Here is a 19,223-nt window from a genome sequence, read left to right on the forward strand (position 1 = left end):
TTATTGCAAAAGGTAGGGAGAAAAGCAAATAAAGTGGGGAGAAAATAATGAAAAGTAGGGAGAAAAATATATATTTGTGAAAAATAGAAGATAATATGCAAACCGAACTTGAAAAATTGATTTCCCTTTATCGGGGATTGGAAATAGACAAGCAGATAGATTATGACAAGTTCTATTTGTATTCACTCATTACTCATTCCACAGCTATCGAGGGATCGACTATAACAGAGCTTGAAAATCAAATCATGTTCGACCAGGGAATCAGCCTGAAAGGGAAAAGTATCACGGAGCAGAACATGAATCTTGATCTTAAAAACGCTTATGAGACTGCCATAAAACTAGCTCATGCACATACTGATATCACTATTGATTTATTGAAAAGTCTCTCTGCTCTTGTCATGAAAAATACCGGACAGGAGTATAAGACTGCATTGGGAGATTTCTCATCTGCAAAGGGAGACTTACGCCTGTTGAATGTTACGGCAGGAGTTGGAGGCAAATCGTATATGAATTACAGTAAAGTCCCGGTAAAACTCGCGGAATTTTGCAATTGGCTGAATCAAGAACGAAAAAATTATGCAAGCAAAAGTGTTGCACAATTATACGAGCTCAGTTTTGATACCCATTATCATTTGGTGACTATACATCCGTGGGCTGATGGTAACGGCAGAATGGCACGTCTTGTAATGAACATGCTTCAATTTGAGTTTGGATTGATTCCGACCAAAATCCTTAAGGATGATAAGGAGGAATACATCAAAGCATTGGTGGAAACTCGGGAAAATGAAGATTTAAGTATATTCCGGAATTTTATGACTGCCACTATGGTGAAGAATCTTGCTTATGACATTGATACTTATCGGAAATCCATTGAAGATATTCCTGAGAGTGGGGAGAAACAGACAGAAAGTAGGGAGAAAAAGGTGAAAAGTAGGGAGAAAATTATTGCTCTGCTATCTCAAGACAATTCACTAAGTGCAGCTGCCCTTGCCGAGCGGATAGGCATAACCCCTAAAGCTGTGGAAAAGCATATTGCCAAGATGAAGGCAGAAGGAATACTCAAGCGTGTCGGACCGGATAAAGGCGGACACTGGCAGGTCGTAGAAAAAACGGATTGATTTTTCTGGAGGGAGCGCAGTTTGCCGTCTGCCCATTTTATTGTATTATTAAAAAATATCCTTCTTTAGGTGCTGAGAACAGCATATAGAATCGGACGTGATTTTAAAATCCATCCATATGCTGTTTGAGTTTTTATTTTCTGACTTTTTCCGTCAGTCGCTTGTTTCCGCTGCCGTCGACATTCATTGTACAGACGTGAAAGGGAAAAGGTTTTCGGGCTGAATACGCTCTGAAAGAGGAAGATTCTGCCCGAAACGGCATAGCCGCCAGACCTTTTCACTTTCAAGAGAGTCTGTACTAACTTCTATGGACGGCGAGGAAATAGGCGACTGATGGGTGTCTCTTATGATTTGGAAATTAAGGCTAAAGCTGTTAAGATATTCATGCGGATAATTAACCGCAGAATTTGCGGCTTATTATCCGTATGGTAGAATGATTCATAGTTCCTGAATTGTTTGAATGAACTGCTATTAACGAGAAAGATTGCCTGAAAGTACATCCCTTACATTATTCATATCTTTCAGAATGGAACTGTCGAGTACCCTTGCATAGTGCTGCGTCATCTTTATATTGGAGTGACCGAGCATTTTGGCTACATTCTCTATGCTTACTCCATTGGCCAAACAGACAGATGTGGCGTACGAGTGACGGGCAGTGTGTGTAGTCAGGTTCTTCTTTATCAAACACAGGTCGGCAATCTCTTTCAGGTAGCTGTTCATCTTCTGATTGCAGGGGACAGGCAGTAATACTCCTTTCTTTTTGCAGGCAGGATAATCTGCATATTTTCTCAGGATTTCCAAAGGAATATCCAACAGCGGGATATTACACATGTTCTTTGTTTTCTGACGTGGCTTCCTGATCCACAGGTTTCCGTTGTTGTCTTTTACGATATGCTCAGAGGAAAGTTGTTGCACGTCGATAAAAGCCAAACCGGTAAAGGCGGCGAAAATAAAAACATCACGGACTACGGTGATTCGCTCCAGAGGAAATTCCTTGTGGTAGATAGTCAGCAGTTCGTCCATGGTAAGAAATTCACGGATTACTTCTTTTTCGTGGAATTTGATACCGATAAACGGGTCTTTGGCTATCCATTCATTGGCCAGTGCCAGATTGGTAATTTTCTTCAGACATTTCATATAACGGATAACGGTATTTTGCTGACATTCCTTTTCAGTCTTCAAATAAAATTCAAAGGCACGTACCAGCTCACCGTTGACTTCCGCCAGCGGCAGATCATCCTTTCCGTATTTCTGTCTGATAAGTTCGGCAAGATAGCGCTTACAGCTTTCATAACGGCGAACGGTAATCAGGGCGTAGTCTTTCCCGACCAGGGCACGGCATTGGTCATTGTGCTCCTGCATGGTGCCGATAAGAGTGCGTACCGCTTCCGGTTCTTTGTCTTGTCCGAAAAATATTTCCTGCAACAGACGCGCTGTTATAGGCTGGTTCTGTTCTTCCAGTTCACAAAAAATCTGATGTAATTTGATTCTCGCATTTTCGATATAGGCATTCAGATCGCATGATTTGCGGCTTTTTCCTCTGGCAGATTCCTTTGCCTGACTCCAGAGAGACGGATCAATGCTTTTACGGATGTTGTTCTCGACTCGCGTACCATCTACAGTGATACGCATACACACGGATGCTTCTCCGTTTTTCAGCAGCTTGGTCTTCTTCAAGAAGAAAAGCACATTGAATGAACTTCTTTTCATTTTTCCTACAGTTTTTAGTTTGTACAAAAGTAGGAAACCGAACCCGTTTTCTTGCTATGCAAAATATTGACAATCAGTGAAAAAGAGCCTAATTCGGTGGAGATTTTTGCTCCACCTTTTATCTCCACCTTTTGCTCCACCTCGAACGGTAATATTCTGCCGTTTTTTGCGTGCCTGGGGAAAACAAAAAATCCCGATTTCGCTTGGAAATCAGGATTTTACTGTCTTTTGCTTTTCTTCAAAGTGGTGCCACCAGGAATCGAACCGGGGACACAAGGATTTTCAGTCCTTTGCTCTACCAACTGAGCTATGGCACCTTTTCTTTTTATTTGTAACCGTTATTGTTTCGATTACGGGTGCAAAGGTAAGGACTTTTTTTGAATATGCAATAGTTTAATCAACTTTTTTGTCATAAAAAATATTCATTCATTTTTACAATCCTAATTATCCAGCTAATAAACAACAATTTAAGAACAAGATTATGCTTGGACTTTTTGAAAAAAAAATCCAAGCATAATCTTATAGTATCAGTTAAGAGAATTCCAACCTTGTGCTTTTAATTCGACTTCTCCGCCATCACGTCCTACAAGGAAATTCCCAAGTTCAGCCTTTGTTATATGACCAATAATCTTTATGCCTTCCATTTCAGAGACCTTTTCATGATCTGTTAAAGGAACAGTAAAAAGTAATTCATAATCCTCACCACCATTCAAAGCAGCTGTTACTAAATTCATATTAAATTGCTCGGCCATAACAGCTGTCTGATAATCTATCGGTATTCGATCTTCATAAACACGACATCCCACATGACTTTCCTTCGAAATATGCAATAATTCAGAAGACAAACCATCCGATATATCCATCATCGCAGTTGGAAGGACATTTGCCTTACGCAGTTTTTCAATAATATCCTTACGGGCTTCCGGTTTTAACTGACGTTCCAATAAATATTCTTTTCCTGAAAAATCAGGAGTAAAGTCTTTCTCTCCTTGGAACACCCTCTTTTCGCGCTCCAGCAACTGAAGTCCCATATAAGCAGCTCCCAAATCACCCGAAACACAAATCAGATCTGTTTCATGTGCCCCATTCCGATACACTACTTTTCCTTTTTCTCCCTCTCCAATACATGTAATACTAATACTCAAGCCTGTCAATGAAGCAGAAGTATCACCACCAACCAGATCAACACCATAGACATCACATGCTAAACGGATTCCACTGTATAACTCCTCCATATCTTCAACAGAAAAACGCTTAGACAAGCCTATCGATACTGTTATTTGGCGTGGAAATCCATTCATCGCATAAATATCAGAGAAATTCACCACAGCCGATTTATACCCCAGGTGTTTCAATGGAACATAAGTCAAATCAAAATGCACACCTTCCAATAATAAGTCGGTTGTCACCAATGTCAATTTATCCTGATAATCCAACACGGCTGCATCATCACCAATACCTTTTAATGTACTCTCATTTTTCAACTTTATATCTTCTGTCAAATGGCGTATTAAGCCAAATTCTCCCAATGTTGCAATTTCTGTTCTTGAACTCATAACTACCACAAAATTTTATTCTGTTGGAATGTTTGTATATGTTTTAATATCATATTATCAAAAGAATCCTTCTCTTCTTCCGAAAAAGAAATAGAGATCGGAAGATAGTATATGCATCCTTTCAATTCTTCAGTTACATATTTATTTTGTAATAACCGTGCTGCATCTTTTTCCGTAGTCAATATAATCTTATTCCGGCCTTTTAATCGTTGAAAAGATTGTGTAATAGTTCGGATATCAGACTCTTTAAAGTCATGATGATCAGAAAAGATCAGTTCTTCTACCTGCCATTCACTTTTTCTTACCTCCGATACAAAAAGTTTCGGATTCGCAATACCACTAACGGCCAATACTGCATCATCCGAAGTTGGAATGAAAGGGAGCTTCCGATCAACAGACAGTAAGGAACAAATCCGATCGTACTCCACATAAGAGAAAAAGACCTGCTGATGTGCTTTAAGCTGCATATTGGTTTCTGTAATCCGATATTCAATGGGTTTCAAATCCCTAGGAGTTTTCGTAACAATTACCGCATCTGCCCGTTCACATCCCGATATAGGTTCTCGCAAACGGCCTACAGGCAACAAACGATCATTATAGAACATCCTACCATAATCTGTCAATAAAATAGAGAAAGACGGTTTCACATACCGATGTTGATAAGCATCATCCAATAAAATAACCTGAGGCTTTTTAGTATCAGGCAATGACAATAATTTATCTATGGCACGACATCGGTTTCCATCCACAGCCATCAAAATCTCAGGATATTTATGAAATATCTGATAAGGTTCATCCCCTATTTCTTTACATGTATGTTCCTTCGTTGCCAATATAAAGCCTTTGCTTGAACGTTTGTACCCCCGACTCACAACAGCTATCCGATATTTATCTTTCAGCAACCGAACTAAATATTCGACATGCGGAGTTTTTCCCGTACCTCCTACAGCTAGATTTCCTACACAGATAACAGGAACAGGAAAAACCTTTTCTTTCTTAATACCCCAATCGAATAACTGATTCCGTATAAAAACCCCTATTCCATAGAGAAAAGAAAAAGGCCATAACCAAAAAGTATATTTTGAAGAAATATTTTCCGACATATAAATATATTACCAACTATCTTGCGCAAAGGTAACTAATATATATTCATTTGCCAATTTTCTTTGCTATTTGCAGTTCTAGTTCTCTTGCACTAAAACAAACTTGTTGGTAAACATCATTGATCAGTAAAGCATCCGCTCGATTAAAATCAGATTCACGTACAGTTACAAAAACACCTCCCAAATCAGCAGCTCCGGGACTTGATAAAAATCGATCAGGTTCTGCTGCCGTGTACTGCCACGGACGATGTTTTTTACGAACAACTGCTAATAACGACCAAGCCTGTTTTTCATAATGAACAAAAAGATTCATCATCGGTTCTTCATCTTCTATCGAAACAGGTAACCATGTACAAAGTTTCTCAAACATACTTACTGCATCCGGTATCAAAGAAGAACGGATAACAAAACCATTTCGACTTCCAAGACTAAATGTATACAACGATGTTTCTTTTTCTGCCAACAAAAGCTTTGTATGTGTTTCTATTTCCTGGTCAACCGGCATATCACCCCAAGGCACAGCCTGGAAATGGAAATGATCTGGAGCAGAAGCGCCACAACGTGGTCCATTATAGAAAAGCGTAAAGTCTGGTAATTGTCGAGATAATTCCAGCATATCTGCCAAACGAGACTGGATACGTTGTGGAGTATGTTCACAAGCTGGTATCGTCAGATGGTGGCGAAATATCGGATAAGGATTACATAAAATGAGATAACGATCGCCAAAAGGCAAACGTAACTGTTCCGAAGGCAAATGATCCGGACACAGAAAACAAGGTCGTTGCTTAACAGCGTCTTTATCCACTTTAGCAGTTGTCGATACACTTCGAGCGGGATTGTATTGCACACGGACGAGTACATCATCCAATAACAACTCACGTACCAATACATGATCCAGAGCCTCATAATTCCGAGCAGCCAAATCCCATTCCTTTTTCTGGCGATCTAACATACGTAAGACCTCTTCCTGTAATGTTTTTCTCATAAGCCCTGTCGGTTTTGTTGTACTCTGGCTTCCAGTTCCCATGTACGAATACGATCTTTATATACATTATATTGATTCATCTTCTCACGACTCAACATTGCATCCGAATTATCTTCCCAACGACGACATAGATACAAAACATCATAAATACGCCCGATCTGATACTCCCGACAAATCCGTAACCCAACAGCATAATCTTCTCCATAACTGGTATTCGGGAAATTAATCCGACGGATGAGTGGTGTATAAAAAGCGCGTGGAGCTCCCAAACCATTAATACGAAGGGCATTATTCCGACCATTCTCTGGAGTCCATTCCTTATGATCAATTACTCCTGGTGGAATCTCTTCCAATTTAAAATTAGTCATCCGATAAGTTCCGACTACCATTGCACATTGTTGTTGATAAAAGGCATCCACAATTTGTTGCAACGTAGATTCACTGCTATACAAATCATCACTATCCAGTTGAACGGCAAATTTTCCACATTGAGGATGATGAATACCCTCATTCCAACATCCGCCTATACCCAAATCCGTCCGCTGCGGAATCAGATGAATCAAACGAGGATCTGACTGACAACGGTCAATCGCTTCGGTCGTTCCATCAGTCGAATGATTATCAATAACAATCAAATTGAATGGGAAATTAGTCTGTTGATTTAAAACAGAACGGATAGCATCTTCTATCGTACGAACCCGATTCCGAACCGGAATGATTACCGATGCTTCTACCGGAAAGGATTCTTCAGAAAAATCGATTGTCTTGAACTCTGGTTTCAAATAAGCCCCAATCCGCTTCAGATATTCAGTACATACCTGCTCCATCTCCAACTGTACTACTCGATTTCGAGGATCCACATAATCAAATATCTTATCACCACTTTTCCTCCAGTCGTGTTCTTCCGCCCGATACAGGAATTCATTGACATGTATAAGAGAACCTTTCTCCGAAAGATGAAGACGCAATGCATAAAGCGCCGCATATTGCCAATCTTGTTGAATAGTTTGTACAGCCTCAACAAAAGCAGAAGAACGGATAAACAGCAATTTACCAAAATCAAAATCATTCCGCAAACTTCCCGCCTGGCACGCAATCAATGGATGAGGTATCAGTTGTCCATCTTTCTCATCATAATAATCGGCATACAGGCAATCGGCTCCCGTCGAGTCAGCTATTTCACACAATCGTTCCAATGCCCATGCACCAAGAATAATCCGATCAGGTGATAAACAAAACAATATATAATCCGACAGATCCGAAACAACCAGATCGTTCAACAAGTTGCGACTCCATGCTGACGAACCATGAGGCATATCAAAAAGAACAATATTTCTTACTAAAGACTGCGACTGGAATGTTTCCTCATTCATCTGTGCAACCACAGGATTTTGCCGCATGACAAAACAGGTGATACGTTTTTCCATGATTTTCTATTTTTAAGGCAAAAATAAGAAAGGATTTTGATTTTTCAGGCTTTCATCTCTACAATGAATACAACGGTTGAATCGGCAGCTTCTGGAAAAGAAGTCTCTAGTGATTTTCCAAACTTCGTAAACGAATAAGTTTGTCCATACAAATCCATCGGTTCCAGTTTAGCGACACTACCCGTCTGGAAAAAATCATCCGTAAAACCTTCATTCAACTGCCATGCCTGATTCTCGAAACGATCCCAGCAAAACAAATATCGTTGTTCTGTTTTCTCCGCATCCTGATTGGCAGCCATCCAATAACGACTTCCCATACAAACAGGGAATAACGGTATCTCTCCTTCTTCAATATCTTCTTTGCCTCCCGTTTGATGAATAAACAATGAATCACGTAATAAATGTTCCGGCTGATAAGGCGCCGAATAAGCATACATTTCTCCACTATCGGGTGATACACACAAACGAACCGATTGCAAATTGGGGAATAAAACAGGATGTGTTAGCGAGACTTCTACTATAGGATGAGATTCTAAAGGCTGAAAACAGGTATCATACACTTGCACCTGCTGTTTTACACACGTACGATGCAAAGTATCTTTTTCTATCACTCGTTCTGCCGTATAGATTTTTCCTTTGTACAATACGGCTGACAATAACTGCTCTTCATTAAAGTCCTTCCGTAACTTCTTCTTAAAAAGCAATTCACCATCAAACGTATAATAATAGATATCATCCACATTACCTAATACGATCAATTGCTTTTTTAGAGAATGGACCAAATAGCCAGCCACCTTGATTTCCTCTGGTTGGGTTATCTGACAAACCAATTCTCCTTGTCGATTGAAACGATACAAAATACCTTGACAAATCAGAAACAGATCGTTCCCGTCTTTTTGTATATCATGCGCGTCCGTCAAAGACTTCCCATTTATTGGTTTTAAGGGAATAGCTGTAACTGACTCAGCAATGTCCGATAACTCGCCTTTCCGATTCATATCGGTATCACGATCTGCCATCAGGCGTTCATAGCCAAAACCGCCACAAAGTAGCAACATAGCTGCTAAAATGATATATGTGATCTGTTTCATTTTCTTCAGATTTTACATATTAAAAACGAAAAGAAAACAGATTTAGTATATAGAACTACGAATAAGATCAAAAAAGCCGAATAAAAATTTTCCAGTTGAGAAACTAGAGAAAAAAATTGGGAAGAAGAGAGTTTTTGGCCTTTTCTTCTGAATTTGCTTCCCGATAATACCTACAAATGATTAAGTGAAAACAAAAATCAGACATCAAGTTACCAAAAAATGGTGATTGTACTACTTTTTCCTTGAATGTACTTTTGCAAAGAAAAAAATAACGCTAAAATAAAAATGAATCATACAGGAACTATCAGAATTATTGGGGTTTTGTTTATGTGGCTAATCTGTTCGGAAATATCGTTTGCACAATCAGATGCCGTCCTTTCAGGAAAAGTATCTTCCTCTGAAGGAGTCGTTGATTTTGCTTCAGTTTATCTGAAAGGGACAGAATTGGGATGTACCACCAACGAAAAAGGACTTTTCCATTTAAAAGTACCCGAAGGACAATATACATTGGTTGTTTCTGCCGTAGGATACCAGACAGTAGAACAAGTTGTACAAGCTAAGAATGGAGAAAGACAACGATTGCATATCCATCTTTCAACCGATGTGAAAGAATTAGAGGAAGTAGTCGTGGTATCCAATGGCGTTAGTCGGGTGAAAAAGTCGGCATTTAACGCCATAGCCTTGGATACAAAAGCCCTGCAGAACTCTACACAAAACCTGAGTGAGGCGTTGGCACAAGCTCCGGGTATGAAGCTTCGCGAATCAGGTGGTGTCGGTTCAGACATGCAATTGATGATGGATGGATTCAGCGGAAAACATATCAAGATTTTTATTGATGGAGTTCCTCAGGAAGGAGTTGGTAGTTCCTTCGGCTTGAATAATATCCCCGTGAATTATGCAGAACGAATTGAAATATACAAAGGTGTCGTTCCTGTGGGTTTCGGAACAGATGCTATCGGAGGAGTAATCAACATTATTACGAAAAAGAATCTAAACCGCTGGTTTGTGGATGCTTCTTATTCGTATGGTTCATTCAATACCCACAAATCATACATCAACTTCGGGCAAACCTTCAAGAATGGTCTGACTTATTCAGTCAACGCTTTTCAGAATTATTCGGATAACGATTATTGGGTAGATACGCCCGTAAAAGACTTCGAAACCGGTGCTATCAATAAAAAGAAAATTGAGCATGTCCGTCGTTTTCACGATAAATACCACAATGAAGCAATAGTGGCTAAAGTAGGAATAGTAGATAAACCCTGGGCCGACCGGTTGATGTTAGGCTTTACCTGGTCGAATATGTACAAGGATATCCAGACGGGCGTCCGACAGGAAGTCGTATTCGGCGGTAAGTACCAGAAAGGTTATTCTCTGATTCCTTCTTTGGAATACCGGAAACAGAATCTTTTTGTGAAAGGATTGGACGCAACACTAACAGCGAATTATAATAAAAACATTACGCATAATGTCGATACTTCTACCTACGAATACAACTGGCGTGGCGAAATGCGTCCGTTGAAATCACCAGGGGAACAATCCTACCAGCATACCCGTTCGAACAACCAGAACTGGAACGGAACACTGACGTTGAATTACCGGCTGAGGAAAGCCCATACCTTTACATTCAATTATGTAATGAATGCTTTCCGTCGTGCCAACCAATCCATGTTGTATGAGGATTCGGAGGCCAATGCCATTCCGAAAGAAACCCATAAAAATATCGGAGGTCTCTCCTACCGTCTGATGCCAAATGAGAAATGGAATGTATCTGTATTCGGGAAATACTATAACCAGTACAATGCGGGTCCGGTAGCGACTTCTACGGCACAAGACGAATATGTGAAGACTTCCAATTCTGTTAATGCATTAGGATACGGAGCAGCTGGTACCTACTTCATCGGAAAAGGTTTCCAGACAAAGTTGTCGTATGAAAAGGCTTACCGTCTCCCTACCAATGAAGAGATGTTCGGAGACGAAGATCTTGAAACAGGAGATATTTCCTTAAAGCCGGAAAAGAGCGACAATGTAAATGTCAATCTAAGTTACAACCAAACGTTCAATCGGCATTCGGTCTATGTAGAAGGAGGCTTAGTCTATCGGAATACCCAAGATTATATCCAACGAAGTCTTACCAATCTGAGTGGCGGAAAGTATGGAGCAACTTATGTGAATCATGGAAAAGTCCTGACAAAAGGCTATAATCTTTCTGTCCGTTATGGTTTCGGAGAATGGCTGAGCATAGGCGGCAACTTCACCCAGATGAATGTCCGCGACAATGTAAAGACTGTCGATAGCGGTTCCAGCCAGGAAAGTCTGACTTATGGAGCTCGTATGCCAAACTTGCCTTACCAGTTTGCCAACTCAGACCTTTCTTTCTATTGGAACAATCTGCTTCAAAAAGGAAATAAGCTGACGTTGACTTATGATAATCTGTATATGCACAGTTTCCCGCTTTATTCGGAAGCTTTGGGCAGTGAATCAGATTATGTGGTGCCGACACAGTTCGCGCACAACCTGACTCTTTCCTACAGTCTGCAGAACGGACGGTATAATTTCTCGGTAGAATGCCGAAACTTCACCAACGAGAAGCTGTATGACAACTTCAGCCTGCAAAAGGCCGGAAGAGCCTTCTATGGCAAGATCCGGGTTTGCTTCGGGAATTAATCAGGCATACCAATCAATCGAACAACAATAATCAGGAATCTTACAATAAACAATCATTCAATCAGAACAATATGAAAAGAAAACTTCTAACCGTAAGTTGTGCCGCCATTTGTATGTGCGGATTTGTGTTGACTTCTTGTAGTGAAGATGATCCGGTAAATCCGGGCAACAACGGAGATAATAATAACGACGAAACACCGACCAGCGAAGTTATTTCCAACTATGTAGTGGCTGCATCCGTGAATGATGCCAACTACCTGCTGACAGCAGATACACTGACTGAAGGTACCATCTCAGCCAAGAATAACGGATTGACTACCGAAAGCGGAACCCAATGGATTTTCTATCAGGACAAGTATCTCTACCGTTTGGTTTACAACCAGGGAAATGCCGGTGTCACTTCTTCTTATATCCTGAATGCGGCAGGTAAAGTAGAAGAACGTGACAATACCTACGAGATCAAACGCTTCACTTCGTATGGTACCTATAAGAATTATATCATCACGGCTTCTGCCGGCGATTTGTCTCAAGATTATGCGGATGAAAACGGCTATCTGCCTCAAGGTTTTCTTTTCTCTTATCTGGATGTAGAAAATGAAACTTTTAAGACGAACAGCGATGTGATCTTATCGGAGAACTTTTTAGGTAACGGAGAGTATGTCACACTGGCTGGTATCCTCGAAGCTAATGATAAGATTTACAGTGTGGCTGTTCCAATGGGATTGAGCCAGTATGGGGTGAAAGCCGAAGGCGGAAAATATGTGGTATATGAAGATTTGATCAAACAGGAATCCGGAGGAAGCGGTAGCGGTGCCTACGAAAAAGGCGAATTACAATGGACTCAATACCCGAACGAATGCTGGGTGGCGATCTTCGGGGATGAATCCTTCCAGAACAAGACCTTGATCAAGACCGACAAGATCAGCTATGCATGCGGACGGTACAAATCACAATACTACCAGACAATCTGGGCTGCCGACAATGGCGATATTTATGTTTTCTCGCCCAGTTATGCCAAAACGATGACAGATCCGCGTCAGCAGACCACGCTTCCGGCGGGTGTTGTGCGCATCAAAGCTGGAACGGATACATTTGAGGATGATTACTATTGTAACTTGGAAGAACAGACCGGTGGAAAGTCGTTCTTGCGCTGTTGGCATATCACCGACGATTATTTCCTGCTCCTGATGTACGATCGTCCACTTACCGAATCCGGATTTGCAGCCAAAGAAATGGCTGTCTTTAAAGGAGAAGACAAGACTTTAACCTATGTAAAAGGAATGCCTGAAGCAAGTATTATCTCAGGTTTCGGGAATACACCTTATACAGAAAACGGGAAAGTTTATGTCGCTGTAACTACTACCGATGGCAGCCAACCAGCCATTTACCAGATTGATCCTGTCTCTGCTACAGCTACCAAAGGATTGACTGTCGAATCGGAACAGATCTCGGGGGTAGGAAAACTGACGTACTACGTAACTGAATAATCCGATGCGTAAGTTTTTTCATCAGATACATCTTTGGTTGTCCATTCCACTGGGGATTCTGATCTCAGTGATTTGCCTTACCGGTGCGATCCTTGTGTTCGAGAAGGAAATAACAGAGATAATGTATCCTGAAACCCAAGTGACGCAAGTAGAAGGACAACAAGTACGGAAGCAACGCCCTGAATTTTTCCGTCAGGTGCGCGCTTTGCATCGTTGGTTACTCGACGCGCCTGCCAAAAAGGGAGAGTCTTCTGTCGGGAAAACAGTGGTAGGCATCACCACTGTCGTGATGATCGTCATTCTAATAAGTGGAATAGTAATTTGGTTTCCCCGAAACAGTCGTACACTAAAGAACCGCCTACAAATATCTTGTACGAAAGGCTGGCGTCGTTTTTGGTACGACAGTCACGTAGCTTTGGGCTTTTACAGTACACTGTTTCTACTCATCATGGCACTGACAGGTCTTACCTGGTCTTTTTCAGGTTATCGGACTTTCATGTACGATCTTTTCTCCAATCTGCCGATAGATAACCTACGCAGGTTCTTCTATTCCCTTCATACGGGAACATGGGGTGGATTGACGACACGGATACTTTATTTCCTCACCGCTCTGATCGGGGGAATATTACCGCTGAGCGGCTATTATTTATGGTGGAAGAAACGGAAGCGGGAATAAATTACTCCGGAATGGATAAAGCAAAGACCTCCGACGATACAAATCCTGGCGGATCAAGATCGTCGGAGGTCTTTTTCAATAGAAATCCTGGAAGATTGAAGCTGTCGGACGTCTTTTTTTAACAAATCCTTGCGGATTTAGACCGTCCAAGCCGTCTGACAGTAAAAATCCTGGAAGAATGATACTAGATAGATGTCATCTAAAGAAAATCTTTGCAGATTAGACTTAAAAATCGCCACTTTTATGTTAAAGCAATGACAAAATGATACATTTAACAGAAAGGGGGCTTTTCACCCCCTCTTTTTTATTCTGCAAAACCTACCGGATGATTCAAAAACGGCACTTGCGTTGCTTTCAATTTCAACTTTTGGGCGAGGACTTCCTTGTCCATCGTTCCGCGCGGCACTGTAGCCAATCCCATTCCGGCACAAGCAATCGAAATATTCTGGGAAACGATTCCTGTATCCATTGCTCCTGTCAACCGATTTTGCGGAGTATCGCCACCACGCATCTTCGACAAGTCGCTCACCAATACCAACGAGACGGGCGCCACCGCAGCAAAGTCCTGCCCTTTCGCCACGTCTTTACGCAGGTCGTCACTCGTCACCGGTACCAATTTATTAGCTTTAGCATCATACAAATAAGCCCCCTTTGCGGTACATACATAAATATCGACATCCTGATAGTTCAGCGCGCTGGGTGCCGTGCGCATTCCCTTTTCCGGACGGTTCACGCCGTTGGCAGCCCAAAGCAAATCCGAAAGTTGTTGCAGCGAAAGCTCCTTGTCGGCATACGAACGGCACGACTGACGGTTGGCTAAAGCGGTCATCACGTCTGTCCCGCATTGTTTACTGGGGGCATTCAGCGAAATCCCCTGCAAATCCTGGGCGCTTGCCCCGAAAATGGAGCAAGCTGCCATCATGGCAAATACGAAGTTTTTCATTGTATTCTTCTTTTTTATGATTAAAACTGGTTTTTGATCGTTGTAAAGATAACACAAAAACAAGTATTTGCGCAAGAAACTTACCCGATTTGTATGCCATCAAGGAACAACTATCTGATGCGTACCGGCTGTCAAATCCACCGCCTTTCCATCCAGTACCAACTCGCCCGTACAGCCCAACGGTACCTTTACGGTCAGTTGGATCTTACCCTCTTCGGTACGTTTCCATTCACTGCTGATTTCACCGGCTACAGAATCATAGGAACCTTTCGCCCACTGCATATCTGCCGGGAAATGCGGCGTGAAACGGATATGGCGGAATCCGGGTTGCCGCTCGTCGTAATTGATACCCACCAACTGGTTCATCATCCAGGCAGAGACATCGCCCATAAAGACATGGTTCAAAGAAGCATCGCGGAACTCCGGACTCAACGTCCAAGTCTCCGGTAATGTAGTATAACCCATCGTTTCTACCCAATATCCCCACGAAGGAGCTTCCCGTTTTGTAATCATCTTCATTGCATCTTCCAAATAACCATAGCGGGTGAGCATGGCAGGAACCGTCTTCGTCCCGATCAGACCGAAATCGAGGAAATAATTATTATCCGCAACCAGTTGATGCAACTTGTCTGCAACCGCTTGTTCTTTCCCTTCCGGAACCAAACCTAAATACAACGCCAAAGCCTGGGCAGCCTGCGTTCCCTCTGCATACGTAGCAGTCTCTGGATGGAAGAACTTCCGGTTGATGCGATCCTTCAATGCCTCTGCCTTCTCGGAATATGGTTTCGGATCTTTCCCCAAGAGCGAAGCAAAACGAGCCATCAGTTGATTGTCTAAATAATAGTAGGCTGTCGAGGTATATTCGTTGTTTGTCGTTGCCTTCCAATACACCCAGTCGCTCAATCCGAAGGTCAGGAATCCATCCTTCTCTTTTGTCTGGAGATACGCCAGGTAACGTTCCATCGTAGGATATAGCTTCTCGATACTCTCGGTTGTACCATAATAATTATACAAAGCATTTGGGATGATGAACATCACAGCATCCCACACCGGACCAGGAAATTCGCCATATCCCCAACCACTCGAAGGAATGATACCGGAGATGTCGCCTTCAGCCCGTTGGTTATCGATAATATCGTCCATCCATTTCTCGTAGAACGTAATACCGTCGAAACCCAGCAAACCCAAGTCGATGGCGACATGTGCATCGGCAGTCCAACCATTCTTTTCTCGCTGAGGACAATCCGTAGGAATACTATGCAGGTTGCTTCGATAGGCTTGCATGGTCGCATTCCAGATCTTGTTCAACGTTTCATTCGAACAACTAAACGAACCCACCGGTTTCAAGTCGGTATGCAGGAAAAGCGCCGTCAGACTCTCTTCCGTCAGCTTCACCGGCTTATCACTTTCCACTTCTACATACTGGAAACCATGATAAGCAAACGAAGGCACGAAGATTTCCTCTTCGCCTGTTCCTTTCAGGTAATATTCATCCATCTGGAATACCTCGCCCGGCTTCACCGGATGATAATACACGTTGATATTTCCCTGTTCCAGTCGTCCGTCTTTCTTCAACAACTCGCCATGCTTCAACGTGATGTGCGTGCCGGCTTCCCCTTTCACTTTCAGACGGCACAAACCGGCTATATTCTTCGGAAACGCATAGACATACAATCGGTCACTGAATGCTTTCATTGAAATCGGTTTCAATTCTTCTGTTACATGGATTCCCGGCATTTCCTGTGCCACCAGCAAAGCAGAAGGAGTCGCTACTTCCACGGCAGTCTGCCAAGCACTGTCGTCAAACGAAGCAAGTTTCCAGCCTTCCGGTTCCAGACGGGCATCGTAACGGTCGCCACTATAAATATTATTATAGGTATAGGGTCCGCAAGCTGTTTTCCATGAAGCATCCGAAGAAAGGGTCTGTTGCGTTCCATCCTCATAATCAATCCGCAATTCACACAGCAAACGCGGACGATCGCGCCAACGAGCCTCGTGGAAATTCCATACGGCCACCGACTGTTCGTTATACCACCCGTTACCCAAGACGGCAGCCACGGCATTATCCCCTTTCTGCAAGATAGAAGTAACATCGTGCGTCACATAGAGATTTCGCTTATCAAAATGCGTATATCCAGGATCCAGGAAATTCTCTCCTACCCGCTTCCCGTTGAGGAACATTTCATAATATCCGGCAGCCGACACATACAGCCTTGCCTGCTTGACCGGCTTATCCACCATAAATCCTTTCCGGAACATAGGAGCCGGTTCGTATTCCTTGTCATTATCGTCGGTAATCCACTTAGCCTGCCAGTCGGCATTTTCCCCTTTCCCCAACTCAAAGCTTGCCACATCGGAAGTACGACAAGGATTTCCATCCTGATCCCAAACAGTAACCTGCCAGTAATAGCGGGTTTCCGGTTTCAATTCGGTCCGTTCATCATATACCTTTAAATCCGTCGGTGATGTTCCGATCCGAATTTCATAACGAGAAGGGACAAACGTCGTATCTTCACCCGCATACTTCCATGTGAATCGCGGCATCTTCGTATCAATGCCAATTGGATTTTCCAAATATTCAGTCCGCAAACCGACTGGAACAATTTTTTCATTGGTCTGCACACAGCTTGCCAGCAATCCGGCAGTAGCTGTCAGCACTATTAAAATATTCTTTTTCATATCGAGAATTAAATCATATCCTTACTTAATTACTATACCTTCTGGAGCATCTATTTTCGAAGAGATAGAACCATCCGGTTGTTTTTCATGCCGAATCTTAACGATTCCTTTCGGCGTGGGGAAAGTTCCTTCCACCCATTCCAAATCTGCCAAATGCGGAACAATCCGAAGTACTCGGCAACCAGGTTCTAGCACTTCCACACCCAATACATATTCCGTCAACCACGATGTAGGTCCCGAAGCCCAGCCATGACACAAACTATGGCGGAAACCTTTATAACAGTAGGCTCCGAAATCTCCATGAATATCTTTCTTGCCTGCCGGAACCAGTTCATCGATCGGAGCAGCATTCGGCAACCAGTCTAAATTAAAGTCTTCCCAGAAGGTAGTTGCTCCCATATCTAGCATCGCGCCCCAATATGAACGGATAATATCCAACGCTCCGGAATAATTTCCTGCCAAAGCCATTGAACGTAACATATAATATCCATAGAACGTAGAGAAACCATGTCCACCTTCCTGTGACAGATATTTTTGGTCAGCCTCATTGGCATCCATCAATCCCGCCCAAGCCAACAAGGCGGCAGCTTGTTTCATTCCCGGCTCTGTCTGTTTCTTCTTCAAAGCCAGAAAAGGTTTTATCACTTGAGGCGCAGCCTTCCGTAAACGCACTTCCGTTTCCAAACAAGTACTTGCTAATTCCGGCTCCTGCAATAAAGAACAAAGTTCTGCTCCATATTTCATAGCCTGAACCATCAATGCCTGCAAACCCGCGTTGATCGCTTCCGGATTCTCATTAGACGGCCAATCCAAGAAACGCATTCCGTCCAAATGTTCCCGGCCAGAAGCATCTACTTTCGAGATCAGGACTTTCAACAGGTCAACCAGATAATCTTTCTGCGATTGCAAATAAGTCCAGTCTCCTTGATACCGAAACCAATCCCGCTGAATCAACAACCACCAGATTGAATACGAACTAATCCCATTCATCCAATTAGGTAATGGAGTAATATTACGGGTTAAATCCAAACTCTTCGGAACCGCTTCATTATACCCAAAGACTGTATTCACAGTCATGACTTCCGGATGCATGTCTCCTATCCAAACCAGACGATCACGTTTAATGCCGTCCCACAAATATTCCTGTAAATTCAGATGGACCGTATAAGCACCCGTCTGCCAAATTTGATTAAGCCGCTCATCGTTACACCGAAACGAACCTTTATAAGGAATATCCCGGTAAGTAGCAATCGCCCGGATCTCCTTCAACTGTAATTCTACAGAATCATCCGGCAAATCAATCCGGACAAAACGAAAACCGGAATTTCCTACCTCTGCAACTCCCAACCAAGGTAACGATAACTGGAAATCCCGGACGGCATGATCGTTTGTCGCTCCGTTTTTCCCGTCAATCTCACACATCGCTTCGCTGACAGATTCGCCGAAACGTACCCGGATACGTACAGGTTTCTGACTAGCCGGCATACCTGTCACCAACTGGATTCCACCTTGAATTTCTTTTCCGAAGTCCAATAATAATGCCGGATGCCGAGCATCCGTACTTCGCATGACGCATACTCGGCTATTCGACAAATCAGCCTGTCCGTTTCCAGGTGACAATAAATAATGTTCATTTTCTATTTGCACACTATCTTGTTGCCATACAATCCGCACAGGAGATAAATATTCTCGGATTCGGCTATCTCTCTGTTGGGCAAAAGCCACTGTAAAAGCTAGCGATGCCCCCAAAACCAACCAGCTTTTCCTCATAGATCCTTTAC

Annotated in this window: 13 protein-coding genes and 1 tRNA gene; 4 read left to right on the forward strand and 10 right to left on the reverse strand. The window is 42.6% G+C overall.

The window, feature by feature from the left end:
• The first annotated feature begins 95 nt into the window (after positions 1–95).
• A complete protein-coding gene (locus tag MUN53_RS07235) occupies positions 96–1,118 on the forward strand; it encodes a Fic family protein (RefSeq protein ID WP_243324342.1) in 1,023 nt (340 codons plus the stop codon).
• A 471-nt stretch (positions 1,119–1,589) separates the two neighbouring features.
• Here MUN53_RS07235 and MUN53_RS07240 read toward each other — a convergent pair whose 3' ends face one another.
• The 7 genes from MUN53_RS07240 to MUN53_RS07270 form a co-directional block, all read right to left on the reverse strand.
• Complete coding sequence (locus tag MUN53_RS07240; RefSeq protein ID WP_243324343.1) at positions 1,590–2,828, reverse strand: site-specific integrase; 1,239 nt, start codon at positions 2,826–2,828, stop codon at positions 1,590–1,592.
• Positions 2,829–3,072: 244 nt separating this feature from the next.
• Positions 3,073–3,145 (reverse strand) — tRNA-Phe (locus tag MUN53_RS07245).
• Positions 3,146–3,355: 210 nt separating this feature from the next.
• Positions 3,356–4,384 carry a thiamine-phosphate kinase gene (thiL, locus tag MUN53_RS07250; protein ID WP_243324345.1) on the reverse strand — a complete coding sequence of 343 codons (1,029 nt, stop codon included), beginning with the start codon at positions 4,382–4,384 and terminating at the stop codon, positions 3,356–3,358.
• A gap of 2 nt (positions 4,385–4,386) precedes the next feature.
• A complete protein-coding gene (gene lpxK, locus MUN53_RS07255) occupies positions 4,387–5,487 on the reverse strand; it encodes a tetraacyldisaccharide 4'-kinase (RefSeq protein WP_243324347.1) in 1,101 nt (366 codons plus the stop codon).
• Between the two features lie 46 nt (positions 5,488–5,533).
• Positions 5,534–6,472: a DUF4922 domain-containing protein gene (locus MUN53_RS07260; RefSeq protein ID WP_243324349.1), complete on the reverse strand. Its 939-nt coding sequence runs from the start codon at positions 6,470–6,472 to the stop codon at positions 5,534–5,536.
• Positions 6,469–7,899 (reverse strand): glycosyltransferase family 2 protein, encoded by a 1,431-nt coding sequence (locus MUN53_RS07265; RefSeq protein WP_243324352.1) that lies wholly within the window; start codon positions 7,897–7,899, stop codon positions 6,469–6,471. The genes MUN53_RS07260 and MUN53_RS07265 overlap by 4 nt, the downstream gene beginning before the upstream one ends.
• A gap of 44 nt (positions 7,900–7,943) precedes the next feature.
• Complete coding sequence (locus tag MUN53_RS07270; protein WP_243324354.1) at positions 7,944–8,990, reverse strand: 6-bladed beta-propeller; 1,047 nt, start codon at positions 8,988–8,990, stop codon at positions 7,944–7,946.
• Positions 8,991–9,317: 327 nt separating this feature from the next.
• On the opposite strand from MUN53_RS07270, the gene MUN53_RS07275 reads away from it, so the two are divergent.
• From MUN53_RS07275 to MUN53_RS07285, 3 genes are all read left to right on the forward strand, one after another.
• On the forward strand, positions 9,318–11,657 hold the full coding sequence (locus tag MUN53_RS07275) for a TonB-dependent receptor (RefSeq protein WP_243324362.1): 2,340 nt from the start codon (positions 9,318–9,320) through the stop codon (positions 11,655–11,657).
• 71 nt (positions 11,658–11,728) lie between these two features.
• Complete coding sequence (locus MUN53_RS07280) at positions 11,729–13,144, forward strand: DUF4374 domain-containing protein (RefSeq protein WP_243324363.1); 1,416 nt, start codon at positions 11,729–11,731, stop codon at positions 13,142–13,144.
• Between the two features lie 4 nt (positions 13,145–13,148).
• Positions 13,149–13,820, forward strand: a complete 672-nt coding sequence (locus MUN53_RS07285) for a PepSY-associated TM helix domain-containing protein (protein ID WP_243324364.1) — start codon at positions 13,149–13,151, stop codon at positions 13,818–13,820.
• A 304-nt stretch (positions 13,821–14,124) separates the two neighbouring features.
• Here the strand turns inward: MUN53_RS07285 and MUN53_RS07290 are convergent, their stop codons facing one another.
• The 3 genes from MUN53_RS07290 to MUN53_RS07300 all read right to left on the reverse strand — a co-directional run bounded on the left by MUN53_RS07290 (position 14,125) and on the right by MUN53_RS07300 (position 19,212).
• On the reverse strand, positions 14,125–14,763 hold the full coding sequence (locus tag MUN53_RS07290) for a SagB/ThcOx family dehydrogenase (protein ID WP_243324365.1): 639 nt from the start codon (positions 14,761–14,763) through the stop codon (positions 14,125–14,127).
• A 99-nt stretch (positions 14,764–14,862) separates the two neighbouring features.
• The gene (locus tag MUN53_RS07295) at positions 14,863–17,442 is read right to left on the reverse strand and encodes a family 78 glycoside hydrolase catalytic domain (RefSeq protein WP_243324366.1); all 2,580 of its coding nucleotides are present in this window, start codon (positions 17,440–17,442) and stop codon (positions 14,863–14,865) included.
• Positions 17,443–17,463: 21 nt separating this feature from the next.
• Entirely contained in the window at positions 17,464–19,212 is a 1,749-nt protein-coding gene (locus MUN53_RS07300; RefSeq protein ID WP_243324368.1) for an alpha-L-rhamnosidase-related protein, read from the reverse strand.
• Between the last annotated feature and the right edge of the window lie 11 nt (positions 19,213–19,223).

Source organism: Parabacteroides faecalis (genome assembly GCF_022809355.1).
GTDB classification, from domain to species: Bacteria; Bacteroidota; Bacteroidia; order Bacteroidales; family Tannerellaceae; genus Parabacteroides; species Parabacteroides faecalis.